General features: G+C 71.0%; 19 protein-coding genes and 8 pseudogenes. 14 read left to right on the top strand and 13 right to left on the bottom strand.

Annotated elements, in window-relative coordinates:
• Positions 1-125: 125 nt before the first annotated feature.
• Positions 126-593, bottom strand: a pseudogene (locus C7T91_RS39440) (MmgE/PrpD family protein); the annotation flags it as partial.
• On the opposite strand from C7T91_RS39440, the gene C7T91_RS35530 reads away from it, so the two are divergent.
• Positions 507-1,076, top strand: coding sequence for an anti-sigma factor (locus C7T91_RS35530; protein WP_236638206.1), 570 nt, complete (start codon positions 507-509; stop codon positions 1,074-1,076). The pseudogene C7T91_RS39440 and the gene C7T91_RS35530 sit on opposite strands and share 87 nt — an antisense overlap.
• A 135-nt stretch (positions 1,077-1,211) precedes the next feature.
• Positions 1,212-1,673, top strand: coding sequence for a hypothetical protein (locus C7T91_RS12335; protein ID WP_201742087.1), 462 nt, complete (start codon positions 1,212-1,214; stop codon positions 1,671-1,673).
• A gap of 740 nt (positions 1,674-2,413) precedes the next feature.
• Here the strand turns inward: C7T91_RS12335 and C7T91_RS12340 are convergent.
• The 3 genes and pseudogenes from C7T91_RS12340 to C7T91_RS12350 all read right to left on the bottom strand — a co-directional run.
• A pseudogene (locus C7T91_RS12340) lies at positions 2,414-3,289 on the bottom strand (N-methylproline demethylase); the annotation flags it as partial.
• Between the two features lie 2 nt (positions 3,290-3,291).
• Positions 3,292-4,032, bottom strand: a complete 741-nt coding sequence (locus C7T91_RS12345) for a DUF599 domain-containing protein (protein ID WP_108259516.1) — start codon at positions 4,030-4,032, stop codon at positions 3,292-3,294.
• A 40-nt stretch (positions 4,033-4,072) separates the two neighbouring features.
• Positions 4,073-4,795 carry an FAD-binding oxidoreductase gene (locus C7T91_RS12350; protein WP_236638193.1) on the bottom strand — a complete coding sequence of 241 codons (723 nt, stop codon included), beginning with the start codon at positions 4,793-4,795 and terminating at the stop codon, positions 4,073-4,075.
• A gap of 65 nt (positions 4,796-4,860) precedes the next feature.
• On the opposite strand from C7T91_RS12350, the gene C7T91_RS35535 reads away from it, so the two are divergent.
• Complete coding sequence (locus C7T91_RS35535; RefSeq protein ID WP_236638194.1) at positions 4,861-5,208, top strand: helix-turn-helix domain-containing protein; 348 nt, start codon at positions 4,861-4,863, stop codon at positions 5,206-5,208.
• A gap of 101 nt (positions 5,209-5,309) precedes the next feature.
• On the top strand, positions 5,310-5,915 hold the full coding sequence (gene pncA / locus C7T91_RS12360; RefSeq protein ID WP_108259566.1) for a bifunctional nicotinamidase/pyrazinamidase: 606 nt from the start codon (positions 5,310-5,312) through the stop codon (positions 5,913-5,915).
• 144 nt (positions 5,916-6,059) lie between these two features.
• Here pncA and C7T91_RS38480 read toward each other — a convergent pair.
• A pseudogene (locus tag C7T91_RS38480) lies at positions 6,060-6,761 on the bottom strand (histidine kinase dimerization/phospho-acceptor domain-containing protein); the annotation flags it as partial.
• Between the two features lie 134 nt (positions 6,762-6,895).
• Here C7T91_RS38480 and C7T91_RS12370 point away from each other — a divergent pair.
• Positions 6,896-7,279, top strand: coding sequence for a hypothetical protein (locus C7T91_RS12370; RefSeq protein WP_108259517.1), 384 nt, complete (start codon positions 6,896-6,898; stop codon positions 7,277-7,279).
• On the opposite strand, the pseudogene C7T91_RS35545 reads toward C7T91_RS12370, so the two are convergent.
• Positions 7,272-7,712, bottom strand: a pseudogene (locus C7T91_RS35545) (VWA domain-containing protein); the annotation flags it as partial. The gene C7T91_RS12370 and the pseudogene C7T91_RS35545 overlap by 8 nt on opposite strands.
• Here C7T91_RS35545 and C7T91_RS35550 point away from each other — a divergent pair.
• The 4 genes from C7T91_RS35550 (at position 7,690) to C7T91_RS12395 (ending at position 10,379) form a co-directional block, all read left to right on the top strand.
• Positions 7,690-8,094 (top strand): (2Fe-2S)-binding protein, encoded by a 405-nt coding sequence (locus C7T91_RS35550; protein ID WP_330848839.1) that lies wholly within the window; start codon positions 7,690-7,692, stop codon positions 8,092-8,094. The pseudogene C7T91_RS35545 and the gene C7T91_RS35550 overlap by 23 nt on opposite strands.
• Entirely contained in the window at positions 8,091-8,819 is a 729-nt protein-coding gene (locus C7T91_RS12380; protein WP_108259519.1) for an NAD(P)/FAD-dependent oxidoreductase, read from the top strand. The genes C7T91_RS35550 and C7T91_RS12380 overlap by 4 nt, the downstream gene beginning before the upstream one ends.
• A gap of 352 nt (positions 8,820-9,171) precedes the next feature.
• Positions 9,172-9,993, top strand: coding sequence for an alpha/beta fold hydrolase (locus tag C7T91_RS35555; protein WP_236638195.1), 822 nt, complete (start codon positions 9,172-9,174; stop codon positions 9,991-9,993).
• Complete coding sequence (locus C7T91_RS12395) at positions 9,960-10,379, top strand: CYTH domain-containing protein (protein WP_236638196.1); 420 nt, start codon at positions 9,960-9,962, stop codon at positions 10,377-10,379. Before C7T91_RS35555 ends, C7T91_RS12395 begins: the two co-directional genes overlap by 34 nt.
• Before the next feature lie 385 nt (positions 10,380-10,764).
• Here C7T91_RS12395 and C7T91_RS35560 read toward each other — a convergent pair whose 3' ends face one another.
• From C7T91_RS35560 to C7T91_RS12415, 4 genes and pseudogenes are all read right to left on the bottom strand, one after another.
• Positions 10,765-11,661: an iron-sulfur cluster assembly protein gene (locus tag C7T91_RS35560; protein WP_236638197.1), complete on the bottom strand. Its 897-nt coding sequence runs from the start codon at positions 11,659-11,661 to the stop codon at positions 10,765-10,767.
• A gap of 16 nt (positions 11,662-11,677) precedes the next feature.
• Positions 11,678-12,241, bottom strand: a pseudogene (locus tag C7T91_RS12405) (4Fe-4S binding protein); the annotation flags it as partial.
• A 196-nt stretch (positions 12,242-12,437) separates the two neighbouring features.
• Positions 12,438-12,968, bottom strand: a complete 531-nt coding sequence (locus C7T91_RS12410) for a YHS domain-containing (seleno)protein (RefSeq protein WP_108259521.1) — start codon at positions 12,966-12,968, stop codon at positions 12,438-12,440.
• Positions 12,969-13,212: 244 nt separating this feature from the next.
• A complete protein-coding gene (locus tag C7T91_RS12415; protein ID WP_236638198.1) occupies positions 13,213-14,100 on the bottom strand; it encodes a dihydrolipoyl dehydrogenase family protein in 888 nt (295 codons plus the stop codon).
• A gap of 152 nt (positions 14,101-14,252) precedes the next feature.
• Here C7T91_RS12415 and C7T91_RS35565 point away from each other — a divergent pair.
• Positions 14,253-14,852: pseudogene (locus C7T91_RS35565) on the top strand (FAD-binding domain-containing protein); the annotation flags it as partial.
• A gap of 427 nt (positions 14,853-15,279) precedes the next feature.
• Here the strand turns inward: C7T91_RS35565 and C7T91_RS12425 are convergent.
• Both C7T91_RS12425 and C7T91_RS12430 read right to left on the bottom strand, forming a co-directional pair.
• Entirely contained in the window at positions 15,280-16,845 is a 1,566-nt protein-coding gene (locus tag C7T91_RS12425; RefSeq protein ID WP_108259523.1) for a Rieske 2Fe-2S domain-containing protein, read from the bottom strand.
• 58 nt (positions 16,846-16,903) lie between these two features.
• Positions 16,904-17,242, bottom strand: a pseudogene (locus C7T91_RS12430) (ATP-binding cassette domain-containing protein); the annotation flags it as partial.
• Between C7T91_RS12430 and C7T91_RS31575 the strand changes: the two are divergent.
• Together C7T91_RS31575 and C7T91_RS39445 are read left to right on the top strand one after the other, a co-directional pair.
• Positions 17,235-17,510: a hypothetical protein gene (locus C7T91_RS31575; RefSeq protein WP_145962864.1), complete on the top strand. Its 276-nt coding sequence runs from the start codon at positions 17,235-17,237 to the stop codon at positions 17,508-17,510. The pseudogene C7T91_RS12430 and the gene C7T91_RS31575 overlap by 8 nt on opposite strands.
• Positions 17,507-17,680: pseudogene (locus C7T91_RS39445) on the top strand (DeoR family transcriptional regulator); the annotation flags it as partial. The gene C7T91_RS31575 and the pseudogene C7T91_RS39445, both read left to right, overlap by 4 nt.
• A gap of 32 nt (positions 17,681-17,712) precedes the next feature.
• Here the strand turns inward: C7T91_RS39445 and C7T91_RS35570 are convergent.
• Positions 17,713-18,660: a xanthine dehydrogenase family protein molybdopterin-binding subunit gene (locus C7T91_RS35570; RefSeq protein ID WP_236638199.1), complete on the bottom strand. Its 948-nt coding sequence runs from the start codon at positions 18,658-18,660 to the stop codon at positions 17,713-17,715.
• Between C7T91_RS35570 and tsaE the strand changes: the two genes are divergently transcribed.
• Together tsaE and C7T91_RS12450 are read left to right on the top strand one after the other, a co-directional pair.
• Positions 18,649-19,152: a tRNA (adenosine(37)-N6)-threonylcarbamoyltransferase complex ATPase subunit type 1 TsaE gene (gene tsaE / locus C7T91_RS35575; RefSeq protein ID WP_407943293.1), complete on the top strand. Its 504-nt coding sequence runs from the start codon at positions 18,649-18,651 to the stop codon at positions 19,150-19,152. The two genes, C7T91_RS35570 and tsaE, sit on opposite strands and share 12 nt — an antisense overlap.
• Positions 19,142-19,708 (top strand): phosphotransferase, encoded by a 567-nt coding sequence (locus C7T91_RS12450; RefSeq protein ID WP_108259525.1) that lies wholly within the window; start codon positions 19,142-19,144, stop codon positions 19,706-19,708. Before tsaE ends, C7T91_RS12450 begins: the two co-directional genes overlap by 11 nt.
• The last annotated feature ends 619 nt before the right edge of the window (positions 19,709-20,327 follow it).

The raw sequence follows: 20,327 nt of genomic DNA on the forward strand, positions 1-20,327 counted from the left end.
GCACCCTGTCCGGCATACCACTTTTCGCCCAGCCCTTCGGTCAGCAGCCCGGCATCGAACTGGTCCGACCCGGCCATCCGCCAGAAGCCCTGGGGTCCGTCGAGAACGCCTGCCGCGCCGGCGAAGCCCGCCTGCGACAGCTCCACCGCCTGCACGCCGGCCTGTGCGGCAGGGGCGACGAAATCCTTGAAGCTGGCGATCGGCCGCGCGGTCCAGTTGTATTTGTGCAGGCTCGGCACCGGCACCAGCGTCGCCGCCAGCCCGATGGCATTCTCCATCCCCGCCGCGTCGAGACCGCAGAGCCGCCCATAGGCCACCGCCGCGCCGACCGCCTGGTGCTGGCCGATGCCGTAGACCTCGCGGAACCGCTCCGCCGAGGGCTGGATCGACAGGATCAGCCGGTTGTTGACCTCGGTCGCCGCGATCAGCGCATCGAGGAATTCCGGCCCCGCGACAGGCCGCTTCGCCGCGGCCGCCAGCGCCGCGGCCACGATGGTGGCGCCGGGATGGCCCATCCCCTTGCCCTCGTGCTCGAACCCGTCGTCGAAATCGAGCGCATTGGCGGCCAGCGCATTGGCGAAGGCCGCCATCATCGGGCTTGTTGCGCCGCCGCCGATCAGGCCGGCCGGTCCGCTCGCCTGCCGCCGGAGGCGCGGCGCTGGCGGGGGCTTGCCGGACTGGCCCTGGCGGCTGCCGTGAGCTGTGCCGCGCTGCTCTTCACCGATGTGCTGACGCCGGAGCCTGCGGTCATGGCGATCCTGCTCGATGCCGAGGGCAACTCGGTGGCGGTGATCGAGGCCTTCGCCGACGACTCCGTCCGGGTGACGCCGCTGGCCCCGGTCGCGCCGGACGGGGCGCAGGTCCTGCAGGTCTGGACGAAGCCGGACCCGGACGGACCGCCGGTGTCGCTGGGCATCCTGCAGAGCGCGATCCGGTCGCATCTGTCGGGACCGGACCTGCCGCGCCCGGTTGCCGATCAGCTCTTCGAGATCACGATCGAGCCCGAAGGCGGGTCGCCGACCGGCTTGCCGACGGGTCCGATCGTCGGCGTCGGCCTGGCCCAGCAGACCTTCTGAGGCCCGCAACTGCAGGGAGGCGATTTTTTTCCGCCTCCCTGCATCCGTTCGGAGGATTGCGTCCGTTTCCTTGGACAGCCGCCCGAAGCTTGCCGGATGCCCGGCCTGCACATGGCGGCCGACCAAGGAGGAACCATGTCCAGCGATTTCAAACCCGTTTCGATGACCGGCACCATGGCCCCGGCCTTCCCGGGCGCCGCCGCTGCGATGTCCGCGAGCGACACGACCGTGGCGATCGGCATGAACGCGATGGCGACCGGAGAGGATGCCGTCGCCATCGGAACTGACGCCGCAGCGGACGGCAAGTCATCCACCAGCGTCGGCGGCGAGAGCATGGCCGACGGCGTCGCCGCAACAGCCTTCGGCTGGCAGGCCTCGGCAAGCGGCGAGCGCGCCCATGCCCTGGGCCATCTCGCCACCGCCGACGGCGACCGGCCGGCTCGCGCGCATCCAGGCGCACGCGGCGCATATCGGCGAGCGCACCTTCAACGGCCGCTCGAGGCGCATGCCCGACCAGCTCGGCCCCTTCGACGCCATGCGGCTCCCGAGGTCTGCCTGACGGGTGATGTTGCCACGTTTTTGGCTTCTCTCCCTTGACGATATCAGATCCTGACGCGCTCAGCGGATGAACTTGGCCGGACCGCCGCATATGCAGGCCATCCGTCACCTGTGCTGGGGGCCTGCGGCGAGCACGGGCCGGTTCCGGGCCTGGCGCGCTGCCGGCCCGGAAAGCGCGGCGCGCCGGGCTGCTGGGGATGGCCGTCTTCCCGGATTCGTGCGATCTCCGAGGTCGGCTGCCGACGCGATGGCGCGCGCATTCCCGCCGAGCTTCGCGGTCAGGGCCTCAGGGCGGCCCGGAAGGCGGTGGCCAAGATCATGAAATAACGCGTGATTTTCCGCCATTGGTTCAAAGGCACTTGCGGCGGATATCCGTCCGCTGCGCCGGGGCCGCCGCGTGCCGCGGCCTCGATGATCGGAAAGGATGATTGCGTCGAGTCCAAGCTGGCCCGGGCGAGCGTTCGAAGGCGCGGAACGCGCCGACGGAGATCTTCCTGGGCTTTCCGAAGACCGGGCCGGTCCGCCGCACCCGGCTCTGGCCGCGTTCGAGTGCATCGCCATCTTCCGCAACCGGCACGCCGGAACAGGCGGGGATCGACACGAGCGCCAATGGTAGCCGCACAGCGAATACCGCCCCAGTCCGGGAACCGGGGAAAAATCGTCCGGCGCGGCCATGCCGCCCCGCATCTGCGGGGCCTTGTTTCACAAAGATGCTGCAGGATTCACTTTGTGAATCCAATGTAGTAGCGGGATCGCGCCTCCGGGCCGCCGCCGCGGCCTCAGAGCCCGCGGGCGATCCTGAGCGCGTCGTAGATCGCCGCATGGGTGTTGCGCGCCGAAACCGCGTCGCCGATCCGGAAGAGGCGGAACGCGCCCTCCGGGTTCGGCGCAAGCGCCTGCGTGCCGCCGGTCGCCAGCGCCTCGTAATCGACCTGGCCCAGATTCGACGATTGCGGCTTCAGCTCGAAATACAGCTCGTCCAGAGGCCGCGTGCCGTGGTTCACCACCACCTGGTCGACCAGCCGCTCCCGCGTGACATCGCCGTAATCCGAGCCCAGAACCGCCTTCAGCCGGTTGCCCTCGCGCGCCACCGATTGCAGCCGCCAGGTCACCGTGAAGGTGGTGTCGCGCGCCTGCAGCGCCCGCATGTAGGGCACCAGGTTCATCGCCATCACCTCGGGCGCGAAAGCCCGGTCCGGCGTCACGATCTCCACCTTCGCGCCCGCGGCCGAGATCAGGTCCGCCGCCTGCAGCCCGGCATGGTCGCCCGCATCGTCATAGACCAGCACGGTCTGCCCGGGCTTCACGTCGCCCGAGACGATGTCCCAGGCCGAGACCACCAGCTCGTTGCCCCCGCTCAGCACCTCGGTATGCGGCAGCCCGCCGGTGGCGATGATCACCTCGTCGGGCTGCGTCTCCAGCACGTCCGCGGCCTCGGCGAAGGTGTTGAAGCGGAACTGCACGCCCTTGCGCTCGCACTGGTCGAACCGCCAGGCGATGATCGAGGACATCTCGCGGCGGCGTTCCTGCAGCGCGGTCAGCCGGATCTGGCCGCCGGGCTGGTCGGCCGCCTCGAAGACGGTCACCGCATGGCCGCGCTCGGCCGCGACCCGCGCCGCCTCCATGCCCGGCCGGCGGCCCGCCGGGGCCGGGCGGCTTACTCGGCGCTTTCGCCGATCTCGCGCAGGCTGTCCTCGGGCAGCTTGCCCTCCATCAGAAGCCGCCGCGAGGACGAGGCGAATTCGCGGTACCAGATCGTCCCGCCGGTCACCACGGTGGTCAGCACCAGCGCCACCGGCCCGATCAGCCAGCCGAGCGCGCCGAGCGCGAAATAGACCGAGCGCAGGCCGCGGTTGTAGCTGCGCGCCGCCTCGATGTTCAGCTCCGCCGCCATCAGCGCGCGGCGCCGCGCCTCGGGGTTCGAGGCCTCGTTCGGGATCGCCCCCATCATCACCGAGCAATAGCCGAAGACCCGGTGCGACCAGACGAACTTCATGAAGGCATTGGTGATCAGCAAGAGCGGCAGCAGGATCTTGACCTCCCACAGGATCGACGGGGTCGGGCCCATCATCAGCTCTTCGGCGACCCGGTCGAGCCGGTCGGTATTGCCGATCAGCGCCAGCGCGCCGCCGATGGCGATGAGGCAGGCCGAGGCGAAGAAGGCGGTGCCGTCCCGGAGCGAGCCCAAGAGCGTCGCGTCATGCACCCGCGGGCTGCGGTCGATGTTGTTCAGCATCCATTCGCGGCGGTACTGGCGCATCAGCCGGTTGACCGAGGGGCGCGACTGGCGCGGATGTTCGACATGCCAGCCGACCGCCCCCCAGCAGAGCACGGCGAAGCCGGCGGCGAGGATGTCGGGCCAGGAGAGCAGCAGGAAGAGCGTCGTGATGTCCATCATGCGATCCCCATAGCGCAGGCCCGGCGGTCCGGGGAAGGGGTCACGGCCCGGACTGCACCTCGTCGAGCCCGAGCGCCGCGATCCCGCCGAGCGCGGCCATCGCGGCGAAGACGGCCAGCATGAAGGCATCGCGCCCGGCGCGGGCCGCGGTTTCGGCGGCCGCGAGCATCGGCTGCGCCCAGTCCGGCGCAGGTGCGAGGCTGTCGAGCAGCCCCTGTCCGCGCGCGATCTCGACGCCCAGCAGGTTGTCCGAGGTCTTGCCGTAGATGCGCGATCCCTTGCCGGAGGCATCGGTCGAAACCATGCCGCCGACCACGCAGCGGGTCGAGGTCGAGGTCTCGGGCGCGAAGAACACGCCATGGGGCCTGAGCTGCGCGTTCAGGTCGTCGAGCACGATGCCCGGTTCCACGTCGGCCCATTGCCCCTCCGGATCGACCGCGATCAGCCGGTGCATGTGGCGCCGCATGTCGAGGATCACGCCGCGGTTCAGGCTCTGCCCGTTGGTGCCGGTGCCGCCGCCGCGCGCGGTCAGCGGGATCGCGTCGAAGGGCGGCGTCTCCAGCACGGACATCGCCGTCACCACATCGGCGGCGTCCATCGGCGCGAGGATCAGGTCGGGCAGGATGCGGTAGACCGAGTTGTCGGTCGACATGGCCGCGCGCAGCGCGCTGTCGCGCTCGATCCCGCCCCGGAACCCGGCATCCTTCAAGGCGGCAGGCAGGCGGGACAGGGTCTGGCGGAAAGCGGGGTCTTCGGCGGTCACGTGGGGCACTCCTTCGGGTCGCGCGCATATTGACCGGTTCCGAAAGTTCATGGAAACGGAAAGTTATGAAGACAGATTCGGAAAATACGAACTTCAGCCTGCGCCAGCTGCGCGCCGTCCATGCGGTCTGGACCGAGGGCAGCTTCGCCCGCGCCGCCGACCGGCTGGGCGTCGTGCCTTCGGCCCTGTCCGAGACCGTGCGGCAGATCGAAGAGCTGGCCGGCGGGCCGCTCTTCGACCGCCGCAGCCCGGATCGCAGCGGCGCAAGCGTGTCGCCCGCCCGGAAAGCGGATCGGGCAGATCCCCGGAGGCCGCAGCGGGTCGTCCTCCGGCAGCGGCAATGGGAGCCGGGGCAGTGCTCGCGTTCCGTCCGGCCGCCCGCAGGGAAGTCATCGCCCCGGCCGTTGGCCTAGCTCTGCGCCGCGCCGGAGAAGCGCGGCAGCGCGGCGAGGTTTGGATTGACGGGGGCTTGTCCGGCCCCTTAGCCATGTGGGCAGTTCAAGGAGACCTGCCCATGCGCCCCGCCACCGACGCCCTGATCGTGATCGACGTCCAGAACGATTTCTGCCCGGGCGGCGCGCTCGCGGTTCCGGATGGCGATGCGGTGGTGGCGCCGGTCAACGCGCTGATGGCCGAATACCGGACCGTGGTCTTCAGCCAGGACTGGCATCCTGCCGGGCATTCCTCCTTCGCCTCCAGCCATCCCGGCAAGACGCCCTTCGAGACCGTCGACATGCCCTATGGCCCGCAGGTGCTCTGGCCGGACCATTGCGTGCAGGGGACCGAGGGCGCGGCCTTCCACCCGGATCTGCTGGACGCGCCGGCCCAGATGATCGTGCGCAAGGGGTTCCGCTCCGACATCGACAGCTATTCGGCCTTCTTCGAGAACGACCAGTCGACGCCGACCGGGCTGCACGGCTACCTGCAGAGCCGCGGGATCGAGCGCGTGGCGCTCTGCGGGCTGGCGCTGGATTTCTGCGTCAACTTTTCGGCGGTGGATGCCGCGCGGCTGGGCTACAAGGCCGAAGTCCTGCTCGACGCGTCGCGCGGCATCGATCTGGAAGGCTCCGTCGAGGCCGCGCTGGCGGCGATGCGCCAGGCCGGCGTGGCGCTGGTCTAGCGGCCGATCGCGCCGCCGCCGCGCGGCGATCTCGGTCTCGAGCTCGGCGCCGATGCCCTCGGCGCTGCCGGCCAGCGCGTCGAGCGCGGTCTCGGCGGTCTCGGCCAGGTCTACCGGCACGAATTGCGCGGGCTGCTGGCGCGCCATGGCGAGGAAGCTCTTCACGATCCGCGTGCAGCGCTCGGCCGCCTCGCTGATCTTGCCGACCCGGCGCAGTGCCTCGTCGCCGATCTCCTCCTCGCGCAGCATCAGCGCATGGCCCACGACGACCGACAGCGGATTGTTCAGCTCATGCGCCACCCCGGCCAGCAATTCGCCGAGCGCCGACATCTTCTCGGCCTGGAAGATCTGCTCGCGCTGGTCGGCGAGCTTGCGGCGCAGCTCTACCTCGCGCGAGACATCGACGGTGGTGGAGACGATCACGTCCTCGCCGCGGTAGCGGATCAGCCGCGCCGAGACCTGGCAGGGAAACCGCGTGCCGTCGGCGCGGATGCCGGTGACGCCCATCGCGTCGACCCGGCCCTCGGGCAGCAGCGCGGTGACGAAATCGGCGCGCTCGGCGCGGGAGGCGAAATGCGCATGGGTGCGTTTCGCGGTGCCCAGGAGCCCGGTCGCGGCGGGCGTGCGGTAGATGATCTCGCCGTCGCCGACCCGCGACATGATGATGTTGGCCGGGCAGGATTCCAGGACCTTGCGCACCAGCTGGTCGGCGGCGCGCTCGTTCTCCTCATAGGCGCGGCGTTCGGTGATGTCGGTCTGCACCAGGACCAGCCCGCCCGCCGCGGTGGCGCGCAGCGCGATCTCGCAGGCGCGTTCGCCGAGATCGAATTCCAAGGGCGCTGCCATCCGCTCGCCTTCGGCCAGCCGCGCCTCGGCGAAACCGAGGCTGCGCCCGGTCTCGGGCGGCAGCCCGCCAGCCCGCTACTACATTGGATTCACGAAGTGAATCCAGAAGCTTCTTTGTACAACAAGGCCCCGACATGGCACTGGCCTTCCGCAGCGGCGAGACGGCGCGCTACTGGTGGATGCCTGCGATGGTCTTCTCCACCGTCCTGCCGACCGCGCTGCACCTGGTCCATGCCCTGCTGACCACGCTCTTTCTGCCGCTGCCCCTCGCCGCGCCAGTGCTGCCGGGCGCAGTCGGGCGCGCGGCCTATCACCCCTGGGCGATGGTCGGCGCGCCGCTTCTGGTCACCGGCGCGGTGCTCTCTTGGCTCGCCATGCTCTATGCCGCGCTCTGGGTGCCCGGCGTGACGATCTTCGACGGCACCGCCTCCCTCTGGGAGCCCGCGCGCAGGGCGATGCTCTGGTACCTGTCGCTGTTCGAGCACTGGCACGGCCTGATTTCGGGCCAGCTCACCTGACCGGGCGGCGCAGGGCCTCGGCGAGCTGGGCAAGGCTGTCGAGATTATGGCAGGCGTGGAAGCTGTCGACCTGCGGCAAGAGCGCCCTTATGCCGCCCGCCTTCGGCTCGAACCCGTCGAACCTGAGCAGCGGGTTCAGCCAGATGATCCGGCGGCAGGATTTCCTGAGCCGCTCCGCCTCCGCCGCCAGACCCTCGGGGTCCTCGCGCTCCAGCCCGTCGGTGATCAGCAGGACCACCGCCCCCTGCCCCAGCACCCGGCGCGACCAGTCGCGGTTGAAGCGGTGCAGCGCCGCGCCGATCCGGGTGCCGCCCTGCCAGTCCTGCGCCTCGGCGCCTGCGCGGGCCAGCGCCGCATCCGGGTCCTTGCGGTCGAGCGCCCGGGTCACGTTGGTCAGCCGCGTGCCGAAGGTGAAGGCATGGACCGGTCCCCAGTTGCCCTCGGGCCTGGAGGCCGCGCTGAAGGCCGATGCCGCGATCCGGCCCTTCCTCGAGGCGCTCTATGCCCCGGCGGAGGAGGTCCTCCGCCCGGCCGACACTGTCACTGTCTGCCGCTGCGAGGAGGTCACCGCGGGCGCGATCCGCAAGGCCGCCGATCTGGGCGCGCCGGGACCGAACCAGGTGAAATCCTTCCTGCGCGCCGGCATGGGCCCCTGCCAGGGCCGGGTCTGCGGGCTGGTCGTCGCGGCGCTGATCGCCGAACGGCGCGGCACCACGATGGACGAGACCGGGTATTTCCGCATCCGCCCGCCGCTGAAGCCGCTGAAGCTCGAGGAACTGGCGGAGTTCACCCCGGTGGAAAGCCTCGCGCCATGACCCATGGCGCGGCGCACGCCGCCGACCTCATGATCGTCGGCGGCGGCATCCATGGCTGCTCGGCGGCGATGTTCGCAGCCCGGCGCGGGCTCGACGTGATCGTGATCGAGAAGGACACGGTCGCCCGCCATGCCTCGGGCTCGAATGCCGGCGGCGTGCGGCGGCTCGGGCGGCACCTGGCCGAGGTGCCGATCTCGCAGCATTCGATGCAGATCTGGTACGGCCTGCCCGACCTGGTCGCGGATGACTGCGGCTTCCAGGTGGCGCCGCAGATCAAGGTGGCCGAGACCGAGGCCGAGCTCGACGGGTTGCGCAAGCGGGCCGCCACGCTGCGCGGCATGGGCTTCGCGCATGAGGTGGTGCTGGAGCGCGATGCGCTGCGCGCCCATCTGCCCGCGGTCGCGGATCATGTCACCGGCGGGCTGGCCTGCCTCGAGGACGGCTTCGCCCAGCCCTACCAGACCACCTTCGCCATCGCGCGCAAGGCGAAGGCGGAAGGCGCCCGGATCTTCGAAGGCACGGCGGTTGCGCATGCGGGCGGAGGCCTGCACTCGGGCGCGATGGCGCTGCGCCGGAGCGGCCATGGCGGACAGGCCAGCGGCACCCTGCGGAGGGAGCTCTTGCCCGGGAGCGGATTCAGGGCCCAGGCGGAGGGCGGGCGCCTCTGCGCCGCTCCCTCCCCGAAAAAACCGGACAGCCAGGCGGAGGACCAAGGCAGCGGCTGAGGCTGCCTTCGCTCGAGACCGCACCGTCACGCCGAAGGTCAGGGGCGGAACGATCGGGGCTGTGCGGATACTTGGGTCCTGCCGGAGCGGGGCGGCCATGATCCACCGGTCCGCGCCTGCCGCCGGACGGCAGCGCAGGCCCGGCGGCAGGCGCTTCGGAGGATCGGAAACACCATCGCCGCGGCGCCGCACGGCTTCCGCGGCGTCCACCGGCGCCGCCTTGTCCGGCGTGCTCTTCCGGGTCGCCGACTCTGCCGCATCGCCCGAAGCCCCCCGCGGGCAAGCGCTTGACACCTGCAGCCCGAGACGGGATTGCCTGCTGCATCGGCACTGAGACCGAGGACGGCCGGAGATGGACGCAACGACGCCGCCGCGGGATTGCAGCTGGGAAATCGACGGACTGCCTCTGGCAGGCCTCGCCTGGGGACCCCAGGACGGGACCCCGGTGCTGGCGCTGCACGGCTGGATGGATCACGCCGCGAGCTTCGCCGAACTCGCCCCGCGGCTCGGCGGCTGCCATGTCGTCGCGCCGGACCTGAGCGGCCAGGGGCTGAGCGGCCACCGCTCGCCCCATGCGACCTACAATATCTGGGATGACCTGCCGCAGCTTGCCGGCCTGCTCGACCGGCTCGGCTGGGACAGCTGCGTCCTCCTGGGCCATTCGCGCGGCGCCAACATCTCGGCGCTCCTGGCCGCCACCGCCACCACGCGCAGCGCATCGGCCGCCGCGAAGGCCGCCGCGGAGAATCCCGCATCGCGGGTGATCGCCGCCTCGACCCCCGGCAGCATCCGCGCGACGGTGTCCATCGAGGGATCGGGGCAGATCACCGGCTCGATCCCCGCGGCGCGCAGCCGGTCATGCCCGGCTTGGTGGACGGGCTGGACGATCAGGCATTTCTTGGCGGCATCTCCGGACTCGCTATCACGCCTCCAGATGCCCCTGCGCCGCCGCGAGGGCAAGGGCGCGGGCTGCCGATACCAATTGGCAATCCGTCCCGCATTGACATTTCGCCGGACAGGGCCGAACTCTTGCAGGCAGCAGGCGCTCCGGGCAGCCGTCCGGACGGGGTTCATGGTGAGTGCATGGCGACGGAAATCGAGCGCAAGTTCCTGGTCACCGGAAACGGCTGGCGGCGGTCCGTGCTGCAGACGGTGGCGCTGCGCGACGGGCTGATCTCCGACCATGACGGCCGGAAGATCCGCGTCCGCTTCTACGACGCGCGGGCGACCCTGACAGTGAAGGGCCCGCGCACAGGCATCAGCCGCGACGAATTCGAATACGACATCCCGCCCGCCGACGCCGCCGCCATGCTGGAGCGCTACTGCCCCGGCGGCACGATCGAGAAATCCCGCCACCATGTCGCCCATGCCGGACATGTCTGGTTCGTCGACGAATTCCGCGGGCTGCTGGCCGGGACGGTCTTCGCCGAGATCGAGCTTGCCTCCGAGCACGCCGTCTTTGCCCGGCCCGACTGGATCGGCCGCGAGGTGACCGGGCTGCGCGAATTCCGCCAGGCCAACCTGCTGCAGGCCCGCCAGCTCATGCACGCCGCAGGCTAGGCGGCGCGCCGGTTGCCCCCGCCGCCAGCTGGTCCCCGGGCGACGGCTGGCTGTGGCGCCTCCTGCAGTGCAAGACCGCGACGCAGGCCGCGATCGCCCTGGCCAGCCGCATGGCGGGAACCGTCCGGGCTTTGCCGGGAAATGCCACGGATACCGGCGCGGCGCCCGCCGCTTGAGCGTAGCCGGGCCGTCGCCATTGCTGTCCCGACCGATGGCGCATCAATGGCGCCCGCCGGACGAAATGGCGAGGTGCAAGGCCGGAGAATGGCCATCCGCGGACAAGCTGCCGGGATGCCCCGAACAGCGCCGTGCCAGCGCGTGCCGATGATTGGTTCCCGGGCCAGCCAAGCGGGGCTCCGACCGCCATCCCCTTGACCGGTCCGGCTCATCGGGGCGCGCAGCCCCCGTGCTGCAGACAGACGCCGAACAAATGGCCGCAACCGGCCGGATGCCAGATGGCCGCGAAAAGCCCCTGACGCGCGGGAGCCATCCATGAATGGTCCGGAGCGTTGCCAGCGAATGCGCCACCGGTCCGGGCATCGCTGGCAGCGGCGGGCGAGACGGCCGAGGAGCGCGGTTGCCATCCTTCCATCGCCGGACAGCGAGCCAGCGAAGGCGGTTGCCAGCGGTCCGAGCGGGCGCTGGCGACGGTTCGAGCCCGTCGGCGAACGCCCATTCGCTGATGCTGAGGTTGGCCGTGATGACGACGCTGGTGCGCCCGCAGAGCTCGGCTCGAGAAGGTGGGACAACAAGGCGCCGCCGGTGGCGCTGAACGGCAGGTATCCGAACTCGTCGAAGGTCGAGCCTTCTCCGCGCCATCGGTCCGGGCCCGATGGACGGCGGCCCGGAGACATCGTGGCGGGCCATGCGCGGGAAGCGGGCGTTGACCTGCCGCGCCTTGCCCGGTCCTCCCCCGTCTTCGCGTCCGCCGCCGGCGGGTCCGGACCGGCAGATCCGGCGGCGCCTTGTCGGCATGGCCGGTCATCACGATCGAGACCGCCGAGACGCCCTCGGCGGCCTTCAACGCGGCCTCGGCCTCGGCCTTCGCCGCGCCGTAGGCCGCCGCCTGCGAGGGCGGGATCTCCATGACGAAGCGCACCGCGCCCTGCCCGTCGACGTTCAGCGCGCGGACCACGCCGCTCGACATGATGTCGCCGCCCTGGACCGGGTCGGCGATGCTCTTCAGGACGGCCTGGACCGTCTCCCTGCTGGCTGGCAAGCTCTGCTCCTGTTCGCTGGTCCGGCCGTCGCGGCCGGGGGCGCGCTGGTCGCTGCCGCGCATGGATCTCTCCCTGCGCTCAGTGATCGCGCCGCTTGCTGAGGTAATCGTCCGTGGTGCGCGGCCGCCGCGGCCCGCCCATGGCGAAGGGGTTGCTGTCGGAATGGTACTGCGCGTTGACCCGGCAATCGTCGCACATCTGGATCATGCGCAGCTTGTCGCCGCCGAACATGGAATGCGCGGAGAGCTTTTCGGTGATCCGCTCGATGGTGGATTTCACGCCGAAGGGCTTGCCGCATTCGATGCAGGGGAAGGGCTCCTCCTCGTTGAGGACGCGCTGTTCCAGCGCCTCGGGCGTCAGCAGCATGCGCGGCGCATAGCTGATCGCGTCCTCCGGGCAGAGATTGGCGCAGAGCCCGCATTGCAGGCAGGCATCCTCCTGGAAGCGCAGCTGCGGCAGGTCGGGATTGTCGCCGAGCGCGCCCGAGGGGCATAGCGAGACGCAGGACAGGCAGAGCGTGCAGCTTCCGGTGTCGACCACCACCGCGCCATAGGGCGCGCCGTCGGGCAGGGCCAGGCTCTCGGCGCCGGGATTGAGCGCCCGCGCCGCCTGGCGGGCGATCTGGCGGCGGGTGCCGAGCGGCAACCGGACCAGGTAGCGCCCCGTCGAGGTAAGGCAGGGCGTGTCCGCGCCGCAGGCGGCGGCGGGCGGGGCAAGGGACAGCGCGAGGCCGAGGAGCAGCGCGCAGGACGCGATCAGGCGCAGGGCAGTCATGTCGGGCGGATCCTCCGGGCCGCGGGACGGCTGCGCCCGCAAGACCCGAGCATAGCAGTCCGGTTCATTCCGTCAGCGGCGCAGTCGAGTCAAATCGAGGGATCGGATCGGCGGAGGCCGGCTGCGGGTCGAGCCCCTCCCAGCGCTCGGACGCTTCGGCCAGGTAGCCGGGGATGTCGCGCTCCCATTTGCGGGCGATGCGGCGGGTGATGTTGAGATAGAGCTTGCCGTCCTCGATGCGCCAGAGCTCGGGATTGCCGGGCACCTTGCCGCCCTGCGCGACGCCATAGGCGCAATGGCCGTCATATTGCGGCGCGTAGCGCTCGGGATCGGCCAGGAAACGGTCGCGGTTCGCCTCGGAGGCGAAGGCGAAGACGGCGCCGTTATGGCGCGCCGTGATCGCGGCGCGGCCCTTCACCGGGGCGGGCTGGGACTGGCCCTGCGGCGCCTGGTCGAGATCGAAATAGGCGACCACGTCGTAGCCGGAGACCGCGTAGCCGGTCCCGTCGACATATTGCGGCCCGGCGCTTGCGGCGGAGGCAGCCGCCAGCGCGGCAAGGATCACGGCGGCGGAGCGTAGCCTGGTACGGAGCATCTCCGGTCTCCCTCTGCGGATTGCAACTGTCCCGAGGATAGCCGAAGCGGACCGGCCGCGCAGCCGCGGGCGCGGAACGGTGACTGCGCGTGCGCGATCCGCGCGGAATGTTTCAGGGGACGGCGAGGTCCCCGCCCTGGCCGCGCAGGCACAGATGCGGCGCCAGCCAGGGATCGCGGGCGACGGCCGGACCGCGCCGCGGGCTGCAGCGCGGCCCGCTGCAGGGGAAGCAGGCGCGCGTCGATCATCCGAGCCTCCAGCGGTGGAAGCGGCGGAGCAGCGCGAGGATCCGCGGATCGACATGGCCGCGCCGCCAGGCTCCGGCGGCCGCCTTGTTGGCCTCGGTCCAGGTCGGATAGATGTGGACGGTGCCCAGGATCTTGTTCAGGCCCAGCCCGTGCTTCATTGCCGTGGCGAATTCGGCAATCAGCTCGCCGGCATGTTCGCCCGCGATCACCGCCCCGAGGATGCGGTCCCGGCCCGGCACGGTCAGCACCTTGACGAAGCCCTGCCTGGCGCCGTCGGTGACGGCGCGGTCCAGCTCCGCCAGATCGTAGCGGGTGACCTCGTGCGGGATGCCCTCCGCGGCGGCCTCGGTCTCCGACAGGCCGACCCGCGCGACCTCGGGACTGGTGAAGGTGGCCCGGGGGATCACCCTGTAGTCCGCCTTGAACCGCTTCAGCCCGCCGAAGAGCGCGTTGACCGCGGCGAACCACGCCTGGTGCGACGCCGCATGGGTGAACTGCCAGGGACCGGCGACGTCGCCCGCCGCCAGGATGTTGGGAAAACGGGTCTCGAGATAGTCATTGGTCCCGATGGTGCGGCCGGCCGGAATGCCCAGCTCCTCCAGCCCGAAGCCCTCGAGCCGGGCGCTGCGGCCGACGGCCACGATGATCTCGTCGAAGGCAATGCGCTCGGTGCCGTCCCCGGACCCGACCTCGATCCACTTCCCTGCATCGGCGCCGCAGCAGGTGGCCGCGGTCCCGGCCAGCACCCGGACGCCATCGGCCCGAAGCGCGGCGGTGACCAGCTCGGACACGTCCGGGTCCTCGCCGCTCAGGAGCCGCGGCGCCCTCTCGATCTGGGTGACCGAGGAGCCGAGCCGCGCGTGCGCCCCGAGGGCTTTGCGCAACTGCGCGTCTATCTTGAGGATCTGTGGCGCGATGCGCTGAGAACCTTCGACGCGCCGGTGCCGCCCGCCCCGCCCCGGCCGGAGTGACTGCGGCCCGGCCGGCTTGACGCCGCCGCTGCGGGCTCCAGTTCGCTCCGGCAGGAGCCATGCCGATGACCGCAGATTTTCCGCCCTTCCGCCAGGCCGCATTGGACCGGCTGTCAGATTTCGTGCCGCGCGCCGGAATTTGCTATGCCCGGTGCCGGAATTTTGACCGCGGCGCGCGCGGCCACCCGGACGTCTCGCGGCTCTCGCCCTACCTGCGGCATCGCGTCCTGACCGAAAAAGAGGTGATTTCCGAGGCAGTCGCCTTCCACGGTGCCGAAGCCGCAGGCAAATTCGTGCAGGAGGTGATGTGGCGGAGCTGGTCGAAGGGCTGGCTGCAGCTGCGCCCCGCCATCTGGGCGGACTACCGGGCAGGCGTTGCACGGGGGCTGGACCGGATCGGCAGCGAAGCCGGGCTGCGGAGGCTCTGGGAGGACGTCTGCGCCGGGCGGAGCGGCATCGGCTGCTTCGATCACTGGGCGCGGGAGCTCGCCGAAACCGGCTACCTTCACAACCATGCCCGCATGTGGTTTGCCTCGATCTGGATCTTCACGCTCGGCCTGCCCTGGCAGCTCGGCGCGGATTTCTTCCTGCGCCACCTGCTCGACGGCGATCCGGCCTCGAACACGCTGGGCTGGCGCTGGGTCGCCGGGCTGCAGCCGAACGGCCGCGCCTATGCCGCCACCGCGGAGAACATTGCGCGCTATACCGAGGGGCGGTTCCATCCCGCCGGCCTGAACGAGGCGCCGGAGCCGTTGCGCGACGGACCGATCCCGGCGCCCCGCCCGCTGCCCGAAGCGGAGATGCCCGATCCACGCCCCGACGATCCCATCTCCAGGCCAGGACGGACGGGCACCTTCGGCTGGACGTCGGCCCGGCCCGCGTGCCGGCTCATCGACCTTCTGCGCCCATGCAAGGCCGGGGCGCTCCGCCACCACGATGCGGGCGGCCCGGCTTTCCAGCCCGGTTTCAGGCAGAGATCGCGGGGCCGGACTCCCGCGTCATATCCCGCCATCGCCCCCTGCCCCGCGGATCGAGGGCGGCCCCAAGCCGGGGTCCGGACCGGCCATGGGCACGCGACCCAGCGCAGCTCTCTCAGACTCCGGCAGGATCGCCGCACGGCCCTGTCCGAAAAATGGACCCTGTCACGGCTCGGAAACCGGCACCCGGGCCTGTCCCGCCCCCGCCATGGCAAGGAGCGCTCCGGCAGCCCGGCAAGATCGGACGCAGCTGGATCGCCGCGCAGCCCTGCCCGGAAAAGTTTTCCTGCGGCTCCGGGGCGGAAGGACGAAAGCTGCGCGGCGCCCTCTGCACCTGCCGCGGCGCACCGGTGCGCGGTGTCCCGCGCGGCGGGAGCCGCCGCGCAAACCAGACGCCGGAGACGAACTGCATGGCCATCGACCGCCACCTCCGTGCCATCATCGATGCAAGACCTGGGACTGGAAACCTGCCGGGCGGCGGGTGCTGCTGTTGCCGCCGCGGGACGGAGACGCATGCGGTCCAGCCATGGCCACGCAACCTGCCTGTCCGGGGCAGGAAGAGCGGCGGTCGATGCAGGGCGCTGATGCAGGACAGAGTCCCGTCCCCGGCCGGACACCCCCTTGATCCTGCTGGTCTGCGCCGACGGAAGGCAGCGGCAAGACAGGCAGGCACAGGCAGTGCCGCCCGCGGCCCCGGTCCGCCGCCGCCGGGCACAGGGCGATGCAACTTGCCCCCGGACGCGGCAGCCCGCCCCGAGCTCGGGCAGTTGGGCAGGTGCAGCGCGGCACGGCTGCAATCCTGCGCGGCCGGGGCCGGGGCTGCGGCGGCCTCGTCATAGCCGCGCAGGCCGGGGATATGGCGGCCATGCCTCCCGGCCCAGCGGCGGTAGGCGATCACTGTCGGGTCCGAGGTGTTCAGCGGCATCCAGAGCGTGCGCAGCGGCAGGCCGGAGGCCTCGGTCTCGGCATGCTGGCCGATCACCAGCGCCATGTCCTGTTCGAGGATGGCGCATTGGGTCAGGTGCTCCATCCAGCGCGGCTTCAGCCGTTCCCGCGGCGGGTTGAAATTGGAGAACTTGCGGTAGAGCAGGCGGCAGCGCCCGGGCCCCAGCGGCACCGCGATCAGGTCGAGCCCGGAAATCCGGGCGGCGTCGCGGTAGCGGGTGCGGTATCTCAGCATCTGCGGCGCAACGAAGGCGACCTCGGCGCGCTCCACCGGCGCGGCGCCTGCGCGGCTGGCCCCGACCGAGCGGAAGGCGGAGGCGAAGCCCGCCGCGCCGTGGTCCTCGGTCTCGAAGAGGATCGGCTTGGCCATCGAGCGGTGGCCGCCGCCGCGCAGCCCGTGATGCGCGACATGGACATGGGCGATGTCGATGGCATTCTCGATCAGGTAGCCCTGGTCATAGGGCAGGTCGATCTGGAAGGTGACGCAGTGGATGCCCGCCGCCTCCAGTTCCGGTGCACGCGGCACCAGCGCGGGATCGGCCCGCTCCGGGTCGCCGGGCCAGATCCAGACGACGCCCTGCACCACCTCGAGCGGAAAGGCCCGGACATCGGCGCGCGGCGGATAGCTGCGCTCGGGCAGCAGCTGCGGGATGGCGCTGCAGCGGCCCGAAGGCTCGAAGCACCAGCCGTGATAGAGGCATTCGAGCTGCCCGCCGACGACCCGCCCGTCCGACAAGGCCCGTCCGGTCCGGCACCAGCCGCCCGACCAGCGGCAGCCGCGCGGCCGCCGGCAGGCGGCGCATCCTGAGCGGCGTGGCGATGTTCTCGCGCACGGTCATGTGCGGGTAGAGCGCGTAGGACTGGAACACCATGGCGAGGTTGCGGTCCGACGGGTCGACCTCGGAGACGTCGCGGCCGCCGATCTCCAGCGCGCCCGAGTCCTGGGTCTCGAGCCCGGCGATGATCCGCAGCAGGGTGGACTTGCCGCAGCCCGAGCTACCGACCAGCGACAGGAATTCGCCCTCGCGGATGTCGAGGTCGATGCCCTTGAGCACCTCGGTGCCGCCGAAGCTCTTGCGGATGCCGCGCAGCGCGAGCGCAGGCATCCCGGTCTGCGGGGACTGCATGTCCATGTCCTTTCCCGGTCCGGGCAGGGGCTCTCCGGCCGCGGGCCGCCGCCCGGCGGCGCCGCAGCGGCGCGCCGGTGGCGAGGCAGAAGACGTCCCCGGTATTTTCGTTCGAAAGCCGAATGCGGGATTCGGCGAATGCGCTGCGCATGTAGCCGCCGCAGGTAACAGCCCGGTGACGCCTTGGTTTTTTATTTTTCTGGTGTTCCGGCGGCGAAAAAGGGCACATGTGAAGGGCATTCTTTTCCGCATCAGAGGTTTCGAACGAAAATGACTGCCAGCGAGACCGGCCGCCGCCGCGACCAGATCGTCGCCCTGCTCCGCCGCAACGGCGAGATGGCCGTTTCGGCGCTGGCCGAAGAGATGGCGGTGACGGTCCAGACCCTGCGATCGGACCTGCGGGCGCTCGACGAGGCGCGGATCGTGCGGCGGCGCCACGGCGTGGCGGCGCTGAATGCGATGGCGGAAAATATCGGCTACCAGCCGCGCCAGGATCTGGCGCGCGGCGAGAAGGCCCGGATCGCCGCGGCGCTCACGCCCCTGGCGCGGCGCGAGCCGTCCGGCGCGGTGAAGGGCCCGCGCTTCCAGCCGCCCGAAAGCTCTCCCGCCGCTTCGAGCAGCGCGGTCATCCGGCCGTTGCCGCGCAGCAGATGCAGCCGCAGCTCGTAAGGGTCCTTGCCACCGGCCTCGGCCAGCTCGTCCAGCGCCGCCTCGTAGAAAAAATCGTTGGCCGAATGCCCGACCGAGCGCCAGGGCGCGATGATGTTCGGGCTCTCGACGTAGTTCTGGGCGATCCGCACGTTGGGGATGGCATAGGGCTTATCCGTCAGCCCCTCGACGGCCTGGTAATCGACCTTGCCCGGGTCGTGGCCGCGCCTTGCCTCGCCCGCCCCCTCGCCCGCCAGCACCAGTTCGAGCGCCAGCGGAAAGCCCTCCGCATCGAGCGCCCCGCGCATCCGCACCGCCGCGATCGGGCGCATGCCGTCGCGCAGGAATTCCTCCTCGCGGCTCCAGATCATCTTGACCGGACGGCCGGTAGCACGCGCCAGGTAGATCGCCTGATGGTAGGCCCCTGCCCCCTTGGACAGGAAGTGCCGCCCGAAGAAGCCGCCGAGCAGCGGGCTGTGGATGCGGATCTGCGCCTCGTCGAGCCCGTGCTCGGCCGCGATCTCGGTGCGGAACATCTCGGGCGACTGGTTCGGCATCCACAGGTCGAGGCTGCCATCGGCGTTGAACCGCGCCAGCGCGGAGGGCGGCTCCAGCTGGGCATGATGCAGGTACTGGCTGCGATAGGTCGCGCTGACGACCGTCTCCGCCCCGGCCAGAACCGACCGCGCATCGCCGGTGGCCTCCGCCTCCTTGCCGGGCGCGTCGATCGCCGCCAGCCGGTCCGACAGCTCCGCCGTCGAGAAATCCGCCGTCATGACGCGCGCGCCCTCGATCGGCGGCGCGCCCTCGGCCTCCTGCCCGCCCTTGCCCGCCGCCTGGCGCCGCGTCTCGGGCCCGGCGACGTGCTGGCGCTGTCCGGGCCGATCGGCGCCGGCAAAAGCACCTTCGCCCGCGCCCTGATCAAGCACCTTCTGGCCGCCGAGGGCCGCGACGAGGACGTGCCCTCGCCGACCTTCACGCTGGTGCAGAGCTACGAGACCCGCGGCTTCGAGATCTGGCATTGCGACCTCTACCGGCTGACCCATGCCGACGAGGTGCTGGAGCTGGGTCTCGACGCCGCCTTCGACGATGCGCTCTGCCTCGTCGAATGGCCCGACCGGCTGGACGATGACCTGCCCGCCGCCGCGCTGTCGCTCGATTTCGCGCCCGAGGCCGCAGGCGAGGCCCGCACCCTGACCCTGACCTGGAGCGATGACGGCTGGACCTCCCGCCTGAGCTTCCTTTCCGAGGCGACGCATGCCGACTGATCCCTTCCGCGATTTCCTGGCCGCTGCCGGCTGGGGCGATGCCCTGTCCCGTCCGCTGGCCGGGGATGCCTCGAACCGCCGCTACGCGCGCGTCACCGCCCCCGATGGGCGCAGCGCCGTTCTGATGGACGCCCCGCCCGAGCGCGGCGAGGATGTCCGCCCCTTCCTGGCGATCGCCCGCCATCTCTCGGGGCTCGGCCTCTCGGCGCCGGCGATCCTCGCGGAGGACGAGGCGCGCGGGCTCCTGCTGATCGAGGATCTGGGCGACGATCTCTTTGCCCGGCTCGCCAAGGCGCAGCCGGAGCTCGAGGAGCCGCTCTATCTGGCGGCGATCGAGGTGCTGGCCGTGCTGGCGCGCCACGACGCGCCCGCGGGGCTGATGCCCTATGACAGCACCACCATGCCCGATCTGGGGGCGCTGGCGCTCGACTGGTACGCGCATGGCGGCGACAGGGCCGCCGATCCCGCGGCCCGCGCCGCCCTGTCCATTGAGTCAGAGCCAGAATTGCACGCCGATTCACAATCTTCGGCTGCAGGGCGTAGCGGCAGTCATTGAGCGGCAGCAACATGTGCCGCCGAAATGCAGTGGCCGACGCCTCTTCGGATTCGCTGAGCCCGGCGGCGCGGGGTTCCTTTGGCCCGGTCTTGCGATCCGCGACCGTCTCGGAAGTCCGGCAGCCGTCTTCGGATTGATCCCGAGTTCCCGGCTCGGCGCCGCGGTCGAAGCTTGCGATCGCTGTCCTGCTGCTCTGACGGCATGCGCCGCTCCCGGCGACGGCGCGCATTCGCCGAGAGGGCAGCGGATCATGGCGCCGCCATGACGGACTTGCCCCATGGCGCTTCCTTCCAATCCCGCGAATGGCTCGCACCATCAAAACATCGGATCGAACGCTTGTCCGTCCAAGCGTGGCGCGCAGCAACGGCATCCAGGCCGCAGGATGGACGTCGATCGGCGCTCGACCGGAGGAGGACGGCTCCGAACGTCGGCGATCTTGCACCGCTCCGCCGACATGGCCGCTGGATTGCACGCCAGACCGCTCGGGCGGCGGCCGCTTGTCGAGCCCGCCGTCAAGGCATGCCGGCGCCACGGCTGAAAATGCGCGGATGCGCTGCGCAGGATTGCCCGGAGCATGAGCGGATCGGCGTCGGGAAACTGTTTCCGGGCGACATGCCCG

Origin of the sequence: Mangrovicoccus ximenensis (genome assembly GCF_003056725.1) — a bacterium.
Classification (GTDB): Bacteria; Pseudomonadota; Alphaproteobacteria; order Rhodobacterales; family Rhodobacteraceae; genus Mangrovicoccus; species Mangrovicoccus ximenensis.